The sequence below is a fragment of the Corynebacterium sp. MSK297 genome (assembly GCF_030232885.1).
Classification (GTDB): Bacteria; Actinomycetota; Actinomycetes; order Mycobacteriales; family Mycobacteriaceae; genus Corynebacterium.
This window is the reverse complement of sequence record NZ_JASPGD010000006.1, coordinates 33,958-46,277: the sequence shown is the minus strand read 5'-3', so window position 1 is coordinate 46,277 and position 12,320 is coordinate 33,958. Positions and strand designations below refer to the sequence as shown.

Genomic DNA, 12,320 nt, shown 5'->3' with positions numbered 1-12,320 from the left:
GCGTACCCGTGAAGGGCCGGCCTCGAGGTGTGGTTAATCTTCCCACGGATAACGCGCATCCACATCACGCGGATCCAGGTTAAGGTACGTAGCTACCAAAACTGTCAGAATTTCTTGTAATAACTGCCTGCGTTGTTCGCTGTTGGTGGCTCGTTGCTCGATGGGTTTCCGGAACAACACAATCCGGGCGCGTGTCGGTTGGCCTTGTGCATCTATCCCGGGCTGTAATACGCGACCCAGTGGGACTGGTCCGTCGCTGAAAATTTCGTCGTCGACAAGAGCTAAATCCGAGCCCACATTCATGCGCGGCACGGTATCGACGGCGAGGTCTAATGCCTCCAATTGCGGGGCGAAGGATGCGTGTATGGAGCTAAAAGCATCCAGTGCAGCCATGTCGAATTGTTGGCTGCGGGAACGAAATCGCGGGGTTTGCTGTGGTAATAGCACACTACGCAGGCCGCGCCCATGGCGGTCGGTTCGTGGAGATAACCGCGCACTTTCAGTCATGGCATCAGCTTAGAACTGAACGGCAAATTTCGTCGTTGCGCCACGCCGGTTTCATCCGCTCAATCGAAAGGATGCTGCCGGGAGTACTCCCTGACCACAATTGGCAAACCTGGAGCCAATCTTTAAACTTGGTGGCGTGAATCAAATTCGTCGCTGCTCCCGTCCCGGCTGTGGTCAGCCTGCGCTCGCAACCTTGACGTATGCGTATGCCGAATCGACCGCGGTGGTGGGCCCGTTGACTAACCAGCCGGACCCGCATAGTTGGGACTTGTGCCAGAAGCACTCCGAAAAAATCACTGCTCCGGTCGGGTGGGAGATTGTTCGTGTCGGTGATGTCGATATTGATGACGAAGACGATTTGATTGCTCTCGCGGCTGCGGTGCGCGAAAATGGTCGCGTAACCAGTGGTCTTGTCGACGACCCCGATGCCAGCCCCGTAGCGCATACGTCCGCTTTCGCAGACGCGGCAGATCCAGAGCGTTCCAACCACCCGGTGCACCGCGTTCCGCGCGTGGTGGAGGAAAAGCAGCAGCGTCGCGCACACTTGCAGGTAGTGCCTGATGACGCCGATGCCGACAAGCCTGTACAAGATTCTGTCAGTGTTAATGGCAGCCGTCACGCGATCGGCCCACAGACCAATGCCGATAAGCACGAAACTGGCGGCGCACAAGATAGCGGCGACGATCATGGTGGCGACGAACATGCTGGAGAAGGCGATATAGAACGAGATGCTGATCCGGTTGATTCCATGCTGGAGGAGTTGCGTCATACCTCGGCAACCGATTTTGAATCGTTATGGCCGGATGAACGCCGCGACTAAACTGGATTAGTTGAGCCAACCTAAAAGCTGCTAGCTGCCCGGTAAGTTCCTGCTAATACCCCATGGGAACATTTTTTGTGTGCGTACTCATCGGAACCTCCGGGCACGTGACCGTTAGAATGGCGATTATGTATTCTGCGCAATTCCTCAACTCTGTAATCAAGGCCTATGATATTCGCGGTCTGGTGGAATCCGAGATCACCACGGATTTCGTCCGCAACGTCGGTCGCGCATTTGCAGATTTCCTAAAAAACCACGGCACCGAAACTCGTGTCGCTGTCGGCCACGATATGCGCCCGTCGTCTCCGGAGTTAGCTGCAGCCTTTGCAGAAGGGGTTGCAGAATCAGGTGTGAATGTCACCGCTTTGGGGCTGGTTTCTACCGATGAGCTGTACTTTGCCGCAGGGCAGCTGGATTGCGCGGGTGCGATGTTCACGGCTTCGCATAACCCGGCTTCATATAACGGAATCAAGCTCTGTCGCGCCGGAGCCAAGCCGGTGGGGCAGGATACCGGCCTGGGAGTTATCACCGATTACCTGGCAAATCTTGCCGACGATGGCGGCAGCGCTTGTTCGGCCGCGGCGCCGGAATCCAGTCACGGTACCGTCGACCGGCACGAAATTTTAGCCGACTATGCGCAGTACCTTAATGAATTGGTGCCGTTGTCTGCCGCGCGCCCACTAGTGGTTGCCGTGGATGCCGCTAATGGAATGGCCGGGCACACAGTGCCTGCGGTTTTTGCGGACCTGCCCATCGAGATTCGTCCGTTGTATTTCGAGCTGGATGGCACGTTCCCGAACCACGAGGCCAACCCGCTGGATCCGAAGAACCTGGTGGATTTGCAGCGCTTTACCGTAGAACAGGGCGCTGATGTCGGACTAGCCTTCGATGGCGATGCTGACCGCGTGTTCTTGGTGGATGAAAAGGGCCAGCCGGTGTCGCCGTCCGCCATTTGTGCATTGATTGCCGAGCGTATGCTCCAGCGTTATCCGGGTGCGACGATCATCCACAACCTGATCACCTCCAAGATGGTGCCGGAGCTCGTCGAAAAATCCGGCGGCACCGCGGTGCGCACGAAGGTCGGGCACTCGTTTATCAAAGCGGAAATGGCGAAGCATAACGCTGTTTTCGGTGGTGAACATTCCGCCCATTATTACTTCAGCGAGTTTTTCAACGCGGATTCCGGCATGCTTGCCGCGCTCCACATGCTTGCGGCCCTCGCCTCGTACGACGGCAGCCTGTCAGAGCTTATGGCTTCCTACCAGCATTATGCCGCCTCGGGCGAGATCAACTTTCGGGTTGCTGAGCAATCCGCTGCCCGCGAAAAAGTGCGCCAGACTTTTGTCGACCGAGCTGCAGATATCGACGAATTAGACGGAATGACAGTAAACCTGCAAGCAAGCACCGCGTGGTTTAACCTGCGCGCGTCCAACACCGAGCCATTGTTGCGCTTGAACGTGGAAGCAGAAACTCCGGAACAAGTCTCCGAGCTTGTCGACGAAATCTCGGCGCTGGTGTCCTAACCGCAGTTTCGCAGACCGCAGTAAACACCCCGCACTAGAAGGATTGTTTTCGATCTATGCAGCCACTCCGACCGGCGATTCGCCGCTACCCCTGGGGCTCAACCACGTTGCTTCCTGAGCTAGCCGGCCAGCCAGCGACCGGTGATCACATCGCCGAGCTCTGGTTTGGTGCGCATACGGCTGGGCCTGCGCATGTCGTCGCGTCCGATGACACGCTGATCAGTTTGGATAAGTATATCGCCGCTGATCCGCACCATCATTTGGGTGCGTTCGTGCACCACCACACCGGTGGCCGGTTGCCGTTTATGCTGAAACTTTTGGCTGCGGACGAGCCATTGTCTTTGCAGGCACACCCGACTCGGGCTGAAGCCGAAGCTGGTTTTGCACGGGAAAACGCGGCGGGGCTGGCCTTGGATGATCCACAGCGCAATTACAAAGACCCCAACCACAAGCCTGAGCTTATTGTGGCATTGACGCGGTTCCGGGCCCTGGCTGGCTTTCGCCCCATTGCGCGTACGCAGGAGTTGTTCGCGGTACTCGATTGTCCCGAGCTAGCACCCTATATCGAGGTTGTATCCAGCGCGAGTTCTGCCGGTGAATCCGAACAACTGCACGCGTTGTTTCGTCGTTGGGTAACGCTTGCCGACGATGTCCGCGAGGACTTGATCCGTGCCGTCGTCGATGAGGCCAGCACAATTCTTGCCGATGATTCCGCCTGTGGGGCTGTCGCCGGATGGATTCTCGATAGTCTGCGTACCGTGGTGGATTTACAGCGCCGCTACCCGGGGGATATCGGCGTACTGAGTGCATTATTGCTGCACCATGTCACGTTGGAACCGGGGCAAGCGATATGCCTGAAGTCTGGTCAGCTCCATGCCTATTTGGAAGGAATGGGCGTGGAGATCATGGCAAATTCCGATAATGTGCTGCGCGGCGGGCTCACTGAAAAACACGTTGACGTGCCAGAGCTGTTGAAGGTGCTGGATTTTTCTAGCGTGTCGGATCCGATCGTGGAACCATACAGCAGCGCTGATGGTCGGTTGCGTTATCCTGCGCATTCGGATGAATTTGTGCTGGAGCGTGTCGAATTAACCCGTGAGCAACCGACGTTGCGATGCGGACATGATGGGCCTGCCATCGTCTTGGTTACCCGGGGTGCGGTGCGCTGTGAGGAGCACATCATTCGGCCTACTGAAGCAGTCTGGTTACCAGCGGGTGCTGCAGAAGCGGAGTTTGCCGTGGTTGGCAGGGAAACAGGCGTAGAAGCAAGCGAAGAAACAGAAACCAGCGCTGAACTTTTTATCGCTCGGACCTAGAAGCAGAACCCCCAAGCAACTTCTCCGCAGCATCTGTCACTAGCAAGCAGCTACGGGCCTGCCCCGCTATCGAGCCCTGAATGCAGAACTCGAGCTGCTGAGTGCCGTAGAGCCAACGTCGGTGGAGTCAGTGCCGACGAACTCGTCGACGGCTTCGCGTACTGTTGTGGCTGCCTCATTCGCTGCTGCGGTGCCGCGGGCAAGCGCGTCGTGCAATTCGGCACTAGTAGGCGCGTTCGCTGTTTGGCCTGTCTCTGCTGCAGTTCCTGCTTCGGCTTCTGGTGCGTGCTCGTTCTGGTGGAACCGCTGGACCTGTTGGTCCTGCGTCGAAGTATCGTTGGGCTCGCCTGCATCGCTGGGTTGCCCTGCTTGCGCTGGTTTTCCGGCACCAGGCTGCAAACCTGCGCGATCTAATGTCTCATTGAGCAAAGGCTTCGGATCCAGTGTTGTGAGATCCTGGATCGCCTGTGGTACTTCTACCGGCGCTTGCTGGATACGGGCCTGCCCGGAAGCACTGTTTCTGGCGGCACCCTCGTTGGCGGTATTTGGGCCAGTACCGTCAGATGCAGTAGCGCCGGGGCCAGCGCCGTCGGCACTCGTGTCGCTGTGGCGATCCGTTTCCGGTGCCGGTTCGGCGATCACTAGGGAATCGTTCGGTTCTTGGTTTCTAGCACCGCGCTGGCTGCCTTGCTGTTGTGGCTGTGGATCCTCAAAGCCCCGCGGGCGGTAGACCACCGTAGGTTCGACTGGTTTGGGATCTGCCTGGATCACCGCATGCGGTGGAAGGAATGGGTCTGCCGCATCAATCTGTGTGCGGCGGGAACTCTGGGATTCGCGCGGGGTGGTGGGCAACCCGTGGGCGTCGGCAAGCGAATGTGGAGCGGAGCGATGCCGCGTATTTTGCTGCCGTGAATTTTCCTGCGTGACAGCGCTATTTTCGTTCGCGTTCTGCCCGGCAGTGTCGCGTGTTGATGTACTAGCACGGGCAGAACTTTCCGAAGCACTGGTGGTTTCTGTGATGGTGGCGGTTTCGGTCTGAGTATGGCCTGCTTCGTACACCTGCGAGGCATTGGAGAAGTTTGCCGGGTCTGAAACCTGCCAGACTCCGAAGCCAATTGCGCCCGCAAGAAGACAGCCGCCACCGATAAAAGCGATTGCCCGGCGGGTTTGTTGGCTCATGGGACGCGCGCCCTTTCGCGTTGATTGCAACTTGATAACAAACCATAACAGCTTTATCTCAAAGTAGAAAGAGGGTGACGTCGAATCCGCGCTATTGTGAGACAACTTATATATGAGGAGCTGACGTGTCGGTTGTGCTGCTGCGTGTGTCAAACTAGACCAGTTGCTGCAGATTGAGACAGGAGTACTCCATGACATCTTGGGATGAAGCTATTTTCACCGACGACAATAGCCAGGATTTTCTCGATGAGCTCGTCGATCTTGACGACGACGACATCATCGAATCGGTTCGTGATGCATGCTTGCTCGCAGCAGGTAACGACACCAACGAGGTAGAAGCCCACCACGGCTTGGTCGCAGCGACTATCGCGGCTATTTGGGCGGGAGCTCCGTTTTCGGCAGGCGATGCCGTTGCCGAGTACCCGTTTATCCGTGAGCTGTCGGGCACAACCGATGAACAGCTCACGGAAACAGCCGCCGAGCTACTCGATGGCGTCGACGGCGACTACGACCTCGATCCGTTCTTGGAAGCCTTGTCATGATTGTTGCCATCGAAGGTATCGATGGTGCGGGTAAAAACACCGCGGTTACTGCGTTGATGAAGATGCTTCGTCAACAAGGCATCGCTGTTGAGGTGTTGGCATTTCCGGACTACGACAACTCCATTCACGCCCAGCTGGCACGCGAGGCGCTCTACGGCAGGATGGGGGATCTCAGCGATTCTCCTTATGCCATGGCCACGCTTTTTGCTTTGGACCGGGCTGCGAGCAGGGACAAGTTGTGGCAGTATCATGCCGATAACCATGCCGGCGCTGCCGACAACACAAGCCACAGCGATGCCGTGCTGATCTTGGACCGCTATGTGGCCTCGAGTGCCGCCTATAGCTGGGCGCGGACCGGGGAACAGGCTGTGACGGATTGGGTCGCTGAACTCGAATTTGGGCGCTTAGGGCTGCCGAAGCCAGATTTGCAGATCCTGTTGGATGTTCCCGTCGACGTGGCTGTTGCTCGCGCACAATCGCGCTCGGAGGCAGATGCCACCCGGCAGCGGGATCACTACGAACGCGACAGCGATCTACAAACCAACACGAATGCTGCTTATCACCAACTCGCGTCGTCGAATTGGGTTAGTCAATGGCTAGTCAGCGATGACATCGATAAGATAATGGCAACGATCCACACGCGCCGGGCTGATTTAGCCCACCGTAGCGTTCCCGCAACACCACCCCCGGAGGATGAATACGACGATGGCAGCAACCATTCTGGTAGTTGATGATGACCCAGCGATTTCCGAGATGTTGACTATCGTGCTGGAATCCGAAGGTTTTCATCCCATTGCGGTGACGGACGGCAATGAGGCAGTCCCGGCGTTTCATGAGCATGAACCGGATTTGATTTTGCTGGATTTGATGCTGCCAGGCATGAACGGCGTGGATATTTGCCGCGCTATCCGCACAGAATCACCGGTGCCAATCGTCATGCTGACCGCGAAAACCGATACCGTTGACGTCGTTTTGGGGCTGGAATCGGGCGCCGACGACTACATCACGAAGCCTTTCAAACACAAGGAACTGATCGCGCGCATCCGTGCCCGCCTCCGCCCGTCGGTGGCTTCGCATGACGACGCCGCGGATTCTGCTGAAAGCATCGTCATCGGTGACCTGCACATTGATACCAGCGAGCACACCGTGACGCGCAATGGCGAAGAGATCGCGTTGACCCCACTGGAGTTTGATTTGCTACTGGAAATGTCGCGCAAGCCAGGGCAAGTGCACACTCGGGAATCGTTGCTGGAGAAGGTGTGGGGCTATAAGCACGCCTCGGATACTCGTTTGGTGAATGTGCATGTGCAGCGGCTGCGCGCGAAGATTGAAAAAGACCCGGAAGACCCGCAGATCGTGCTCACAGTGCGCGGAGTGGGCTATAAAACAGGCAAGAAGCCTGCAGCTTAGGCGGGAGGAGTGTGAAAAAGCCCGCCGCGTCTACGTCCAGTGATTCAGTAAGCAAGAACAAGGTTGCTGGTTCTGCTCGTCCTGGTGGTTCGAAAAACCGCCTGCGTCACCTGCGCATGAGCATGCTGGAGTACTGGCGTTCGTCGTTGCAGGTGCGTTTGATCGTCTCGATCTTCGTGTCTTCACTCGTGGTAATGCTGGTGCTGGCTTTCGCGTTGATCTCGGTGATCACCCAGCGTCTGGTGGATCAGAAGCTCGATGTCGCCAGCCAGGAAATTGACCGCGCTCGTTTTGCCGTCGAACAGCAAATTAACGCCACCGGTTCAGCTAATAGTGTGCAGGTGCGTATCACCTCGGCGCGCGCATCTATTTCCCATTCCAGTAGCGAATCTAGTGATGCATCTGCCATCTATGACGCCATCATCGTTGTCGATAACGGCGATGACTCTTTGACGACGGCTCCGGAGGGGTTCCGTGTGCCCGCGGAACTGCGCAGGTATGTCTCTGAGGGGCACGTTTCTTATCAGTTCACCCCGGTGGAGCGTGCTGACGGCACGGTCTATGACGCGCTGCTGATTGGTTCACCGACGCAATCCGATATTCCGGGCGCCCAGGTGTATCTGGCGCTGTCGATGGAATCAGAAGCATCCACCATGGCGTTGCTGCGCGGCCTGTTGTCTACTGCGGGTGTAGTCGTGCTGGTGCTGTTGGTGGGGATTGCTTGGTTGGCCACCCAACAGGTGATTGTGCCGATTCGCTCTGCGTCCCGTACTGCGCAACGCTTGGCGGGCGGGCATTTGCGCGAACGCATGGTCGTCGAGGGCGAGGACGAGATGGCGCGGTTAGCGATGTCGTTTAATGACATGGCCGATAAGCTGGTGCGCCAGATTAACCAGCTGGAAGAATACGGTGATTTGCAGCGCCAGTTCACTTCGGATGTTTCGCACGAACTGCGCACACCCTTGACAACGGTGCGCATGGCCGCGGATATGATCGCTTCTGATGCAGATTCACTGGCCCCGCACACTCGTCGTGCGACCGAGCTGATGACGCGCGAGCTCGATAAGTTCGAAGACTTGTTGGGTGATCTGTTGGAGATTTCGCGGCACGATGCCGGGGTGGCTGATTTGTCTGAAACCCAGATTGATGTGCGATCCAGCTTGGATGCTGCGTGGAACCAGGTGGAGCATTTGGCGGATAAATTAGATGTCAAGGTCCGCTTTTTTGGTCTTGACGACGCTTTGACCATCGCCGGTGATTCTCGTCGGATCGAGCGGATTTTGCGTAATTTGCTAGCTAATGCGATTGACCACTCGGAAGGCAATCCAATCCGGGTGATTGCCGGGTCGAATGAGCACGCGATTGCGGTGCTGGTGGCCGATCAAGGCGTGGGGCTCAAAGACGGCCAGGAAGATCTGGTGTTCAACCGCTTCTGGCGTGCGGATGTTTCGCGTAAGCGGCATTCTGGTGGCACCGGTTTGGGATTGGCGATTGCCCGCGAGGATGCGCAGTTGCACGGCGGGATATTGGATGCCGTTGGCGAATTAGGCGTGGGCGCGACTTTCCGCCTGGTGCTGCCACGGACCCCGCGCGGTGAGGTAGATCCGGCTCCGTTGGAGCTGATGGTCGCTCCAGATTTTTCGGATTTAGCGGAAACCGAACCCACTGGCGGGCAACCGGATGTAGTAGCACCCGGCGCAAGGGCTGAGAAAGCTACCGGCGCAGGGGCTGAGGATGACCATGATGATGCAGAATAAGCAGTGTATGCGGAGATTTTTCGGCAAGCGAGGCCTGTATGTTGTGCGCAGCGGCAGCCTCGCGGTACTCATGGCTGGCAGCCTGGGGTTTGTGGCGGCGTGTAGTTCCTTGCCGCGTGATACTGCCCCGCAGGCGTTGCGCCCATTTGAGGATTCGGCAAACCCGGATGATGACATGAATATCGGGCCGACTGACGGGCAAGAACCGGATTTGTTGCTGCGTGATTTTTACCGCGCGTCGGCAAGCCCAGACGGTGACTATCGTGCAGCGAAGCGGTATCTCACCGATAATGCGAAGAGCAATTGGCAGCCGCACCACGATGATATGCTGATCGTCGACCGCATCGAATTCAATACCGCGTCGGGGCCGTCGGATTCTGCGAAGCGGAAGTTTAATGTGCGTGGTACCGTCATCGGCAAGCTAGGCGATGGTGGAAAATACCTGCCCGAAGATGGTTTGTATGAGACCAGCGTGGAAATGGAACTGGTTGATAATCAGTGGCGGATTTCGTCCTTGCCGTCCGGCGTCGTGATTGAGCGCAATGAATTGCGAAACCAGTACCAGCCGCAGTCGCTGTATTTCTTCGATTCGACTGGCAGCGTCTTGGTGTCTGACCGACGGTGGTTGTATTCACAGCAAGAGTCGTTGGGTGCGTCATTGGCGACGATGCTGGTTGCAGGGCCGTCGTCACGTTTGTCTCCCGCGACGAAGGATTATGTGCCGGAGGATGCCACGTTTTTGGGCATTGATGAGGGTACCTATAAGTTCTCTGGGATGTCCTCGATGAGCACTGAGCAGCGCATGCAGTTTGCCGCACAGCTGGTGTGGACGTTGGCGACTGCTTCGGTGCCGGGTCCGTATTCGGTATTGATCGATGATGTTCCGGTCCGTGATGGTTTAGAAACGCTTTCCACCGATGATTTTGCTGGGCTGAACCCGAAGGCTTCGTCGGATGGCGTGAGTCCGTTGTATGCGTTGGCGAATGGTTCTTTGGTGCGGGTCGCTTCTGATCAGCGGGTGCCGCTTGACGACGATGCTGGTGAGCTGACAGATGTCAGTGCCGCGGATATTGGCGTTGATGGCACGGTTGCGGTGGTGCGTTCGCGTGGTGCTGGTACGGCGCAATCTGCTGGTGGGGGAGAATCCCAGTTGTTTGTTGGCGAGCTGGATGGAACATTGGAAGAGGCGTTGTCCAGCGAATTCATCACCCGCCCAACACTGGAACATGGGGGTGGCGCGGTGTGGGTGGCTACACAGGATAAGCAGGTTGTGCGTGTGGTCCGTTCGACGACTTCCGGTGAGCTATCCACCGATAAGGTTGATACTTCTGCACTGGATGAGATCGATGGCGAGATTTCTGTGTTGCGATTGTCCAATAGTGGCGCAACAGCGGCGATGATTATTGACGGCCATGTGTATACCGGCGTTGTGCAACACACCACGACTGGTGAGCGCAAGATCGTGAATGTGCATGAGATGGCCACCGAGATCGGTGGTACAGCGTTGAGTTTGGATTGGCAGCCGGATGGTTCAGTGTTGGTGGGTACGTCTGCGGCTGATACGCCGGTGTGGCGTGTGGAGCAGGATGGCTCCGCGGTGTCGTCGTTGCCGTCGGGCAATGTGACCGCACCGGTGGTGGCCGTGGCGGCTTCTGGTTCATCGTTGTATATCACTGATGCGCACGCGACACTGCAGCTTCCAGCCAGTGGCAGTGAGACATCGTTCTGGCGCGAAGTGCCTGGTTTGCAGGGGCAGCGTTCGGTTCCTGTGGTGGCAAACTAGCTGGCTGACAATAATGGGGGGGGGATCATGGTGAAGTTTCGTCGTCGCGCTGGTCGTGCCGGTTTTATTGAATTGGTCTTGCCGCGCGCGTGCGCTGGGTGTGGTGCACCCGGCCAGCTGCTGTGTCGGAATTGCCGCATGATATTGGCCCAGCCTCCGCGGCGTATCACCCCGCGCGCCGATGTCCTTGCACCGGTGTATAGCTGTGGCGGTTATGGCGGCCCGCACCGTGAAGTCATCTTAGAAATGAAAGAACGCAATAACCGTGCAATCCGTCCACACATTGCTGCGGTTTTACGGGCGGCATTGGAAACCTTGCAAGCACGCGGCGAATTCTCGCATCGGTTAGTGCTAGTTCCGGCACCTACACGAGCTCGCTCTGCGAGACTGCGTGGTGGTGACCCAATCACCCAGTTATGCACAGCTAGCGGCTTTCCGACGTGGCAAGCAGTGCGTCTGGCGCCCGCGATGCCGGATCAGTCTGGGCTCAACCGTGACGACAGGTTGCACAACGTCCGCGGTAATATTCAGCTGGTGCGCCCAGTACCACGCGGGGCCGAGGTGGTGGTAGTAGATGACGTGATAGCCACCGGGGCAACACTGGCCGCGACCGTCGACATGCTCACGTTCGATGGTGCGGACGTTGCTGGATGTGTGGTTTTGGCGGCTGCGTAAAGGTGGGAAAAGCGCTGAAAACATTTTCCAATTAAGCGCTAATTCCCAGTCGAAACCCAGGTCAAACTAGTTCGCGGTTGATACAATAAAAGTAGAGCAACCGAGATGAAAGGGAAAGATTACAGTTATGACTTTCGACGTAAACAACGACGCTCAAGCCCCAGAGGCTCAGGTCACCATCACTGGCCGCAATGTTGAGGTGCCGGAGCACTTCGCGGAGCGCGTTAACGCAAAACTATCCCGCATCGAAAAGCTAGACCCAACGCTGACGTTCTTCCATGTGGAGCTGAAGCAAGAGCAGAACCCTCGTCGTGAGGAGCAGGGCTCCCGCATTCAGATCACCGCCACGGGCAAGGGGCACCTGCTGCGCGCTGAGGCCAAGGAAGATTCCTTCTACGCGGCTCTGGAAACCGCTATTCAGAAGATGTCCCGTAGCCTGCGTAAGGTAAAGGTCCGTCGTGAAGCCGCTAAGTCCGGCCACCGCGCACCAAAAGGTACCGGTGAACTAGCAGCTGAGATGGTTGCAGCGGCGAAAGCTGAGGCTAAAGAACAGGCTCAGCACTCGAAGTACGATATTGATCCATATGCTGATTCCGTCGAGGATATTGAGCCAGGCCAGGTTGTTCGCGAGAAGGAGCACGCCGCTGTTCCAATGAGCGTCGACGATGCTCTATCCGAAATGGAGCTGGTAGGGCACGATTTCTACCTGTTCATCAACGCCGAAAACAACCGACCGTCGGTAGTCTACCGTCGTCACGCCTTTGACTACGGCTTGATCTCTCTGACCGAGGGCGACGAGAGCTAATCG

At 57.2% G+C, this 12,320-nt stretch carries 11 protein-coding genes and 1 pseudogene; 10 read left to right on the top strand and 2 right to left on the bottom strand.

Annotated features, from left to right (window positions below; all coding sequences use genetic code 11):
- Window positions 1-33: 33 nt before the first annotated feature.
- Entirely contained in the window at window positions 34-507 is a 474-nt protein-coding gene (locus QP888_RS07335; RefSeq protein WP_284812884.1) for a metallopeptidase family protein, read from the bottom strand.
- Window positions 508-643: 136 nt separating this feature from the next.
- On the opposite strand from QP888_RS07335, the pseudogene QP888_RS07330 reads away from it, so the two are divergent.
- The 3 genes and pseudogenes from QP888_RS07330 to manA form a co-directional block, all read left to right on the top strand.
- Window positions 644-1,078, top strand: a pseudogene (locus QP888_RS07330) (DUF3499 domain-containing protein); the annotation flags it as partial.
- Between the two features lie 377 nt (window positions 1,079-1,455).
- Window positions 1,456-2,850 carry a phosphomannomutase/phosphoglucomutase gene (locus tag QP888_RS07325; RefSeq protein WP_284812883.1) on the top strand — a complete coding sequence of 465 codons (1,395 nt, stop codon included), beginning with the start codon at window positions 1,456-1,458 and terminating at the stop codon, window positions 2,848-2,850.
- Between the two features lie 56 nt (window positions 2,851-2,906).
- On the top strand, window positions 2,907-4,166 hold the full coding sequence (manA, locus tag QP888_RS07320; protein WP_284812882.1) for a mannose-6-phosphate isomerase, class I: 1,260 nt from the start codon (window positions 2,907-2,909) through the stop codon (window positions 4,164-4,166).
- Between the two features lie 66 nt (window positions 4,167-4,232).
- Here manA and QP888_RS07315 read toward each other — a convergent pair whose 3' ends face one another.
- The gene (locus QP888_RS07315) at window positions 4,233-5,345 is read right to left on the bottom strand and encodes a hypothetical protein (RefSeq protein WP_284812881.1); all 1,113 of its coding nucleotides are present in this window, start codon (window positions 5,343-5,345) and stop codon (window positions 4,233-4,235) included.
- A gap of 191 nt (window positions 5,346-5,536) precedes the next feature.
- Between QP888_RS07315 and QP888_RS07310 the strand changes: the two genes are divergently transcribed.
- The 7 genes from QP888_RS07310 (at window position 5,537) to hpf (ending at window position 12,317) form a co-directional block, all read left to right on the top strand.
- The gene (locus QP888_RS07310; protein WP_284812879.1) at window positions 5,537-5,887 is read left to right on the top strand and encodes a DUF4259 domain-containing protein; all 351 of its coding nucleotides are present in this window, start codon (window positions 5,537-5,539) and stop codon (window positions 5,885-5,887) included.
- Window positions 5,884-6,618 (top strand): dTMP kinase, encoded by a 735-nt coding sequence (locus tag QP888_RS07305; protein ID WP_284812878.1) that lies wholly within the window; start codon window positions 5,884-5,886, stop codon window positions 6,616-6,618. The genes QP888_RS07310 and QP888_RS07305 overlap by 4 nt, the downstream gene beginning before the upstream one ends.
- Window positions 6,593-7,297: an MtrAB system response regulator MtrA gene (mtrA, locus tag QP888_RS07300; RefSeq protein WP_284812877.1), complete on the top strand. Its 705-nt coding sequence runs from the start codon at window positions 6,593-6,595 to the stop codon at window positions 7,295-7,297. Before QP888_RS07305 ends, mtrA begins: the two co-directional genes overlap by 26 nt.
- A gap of 116 nt (window positions 7,298-7,413) precedes the next feature.
- The gene (mtrB, locus tag QP888_RS07295; RefSeq protein ID WP_502869152.1) at window positions 7,414-9,054 is read left to right on the top strand and encodes an MtrAB system histidine kinase MtrB; all 1,641 of its coding nucleotides are present in this window, start codon (window positions 7,414-7,416) and stop codon (window positions 9,052-9,054) included.
- Window positions 9,038-10,837 (top strand): MtrAB system accessory lipoprotein LpqB, encoded by a 1,800-nt coding sequence (gene lpqB / locus QP888_RS07290; RefSeq protein WP_284812875.1) that lies wholly within the window; start codon window positions 9,038-9,040, stop codon window positions 10,835-10,837. The genes mtrB and lpqB overlap by 17 nt, the downstream gene beginning before the upstream one ends.
- A gap of 27 nt (window positions 10,838-10,864) precedes the next feature.
- Window positions 10,865-11,512: a ComF family protein gene (locus QP888_RS07285; RefSeq protein ID WP_284812874.1), complete on the top strand. Its 648-nt coding sequence runs from the start codon at window positions 10,865-10,867 to the stop codon at window positions 11,510-11,512.
- A gap of 127 nt (window positions 11,513-11,639) precedes the next feature.
- Entirely contained in the window at window positions 11,640-12,317 is a 678-nt protein-coding gene (gene hpf / locus QP888_RS07280) for a ribosome hibernation-promoting factor, HPF/YfiA family (RefSeq protein ID WP_284812873.1), read from the top strand.
- Window positions 12,318-12,320: the final 3 nt, after the last annotated feature.

Excerpts from the sequence above, each read along its gene's own strand:
- QP888_RS07335 (WP_284812884.1), bottom strand. The coding sequence starts at position 507 with ATGACTGAAAGTGCGCGGTTATCTCCACGAACCGACCGCCATGGGCGC.
- QP888_RS07325 (WP_284812883.1), top strand. The coding sequence starts at position 1,456 with ATGTATTCTGCGCAATTCCTCAACTCTGTAATCAAGGCCTATGATATT.
- manA (WP_284812882.1), top strand. The coding sequence starts at position 2,907 with ATGCAGCCACTCCGACCGGCGATTCGCCGCTACCCCTGGGGCTCAACC.
- QP888_RS07315 (WP_284812881.1), bottom strand. The coding sequence starts at position 5,345 with ATGAGCCAACAAACCCGCCGGGCAATCGCTTTTATCGGTGGCGGCTGT.
- QP888_RS07310 (WP_284812879.1), top strand. The coding sequence starts at position 5,537 with ATGACATCTTGGGATGAAGCTATTTTCACCGACGACAATAGCCAGGAT.
- QP888_RS07305 (WP_284812878.1), top strand. The coding sequence starts at position 5,884 with ATGATTGTTGCCATCGAAGGTATCGATGGTGCGGGTAAAAACACCGCG.
- mtrA (WP_284812877.1), top strand. The coding sequence starts at position 6,593 with ATGGCAGCAACCATTCTGGTAGTTGATGATGACCCAGCGATTTCCGAG.
- mtrB (WP_502869152.1), top strand. The coding sequence starts at position 7,414 with ATGAGCATGCTGGAGTACTGGCGTTCGTCGTTGCAGGTGCGTTTGATC.
- lpqB (WP_284812875.1), top strand. The coding sequence starts at position 9,038 with ATGATGATGCAGAATAAGCAGTGTATGCGGAGATTTTTCGGCAAGCGA.
- QP888_RS07285 (WP_284812874.1), top strand. The coding sequence starts at position 10,865 with ATGGTGAAGTTTCGTCGTCGCGCTGGTCGTGCCGGTTTTATTGAATTG.
- hpf (WP_284812873.1), top strand. The coding sequence starts at position 11,640 with ATGACTTTCGACGTAAACAACGACGCTCAAGCCCCAGAGGCTCAGGTC.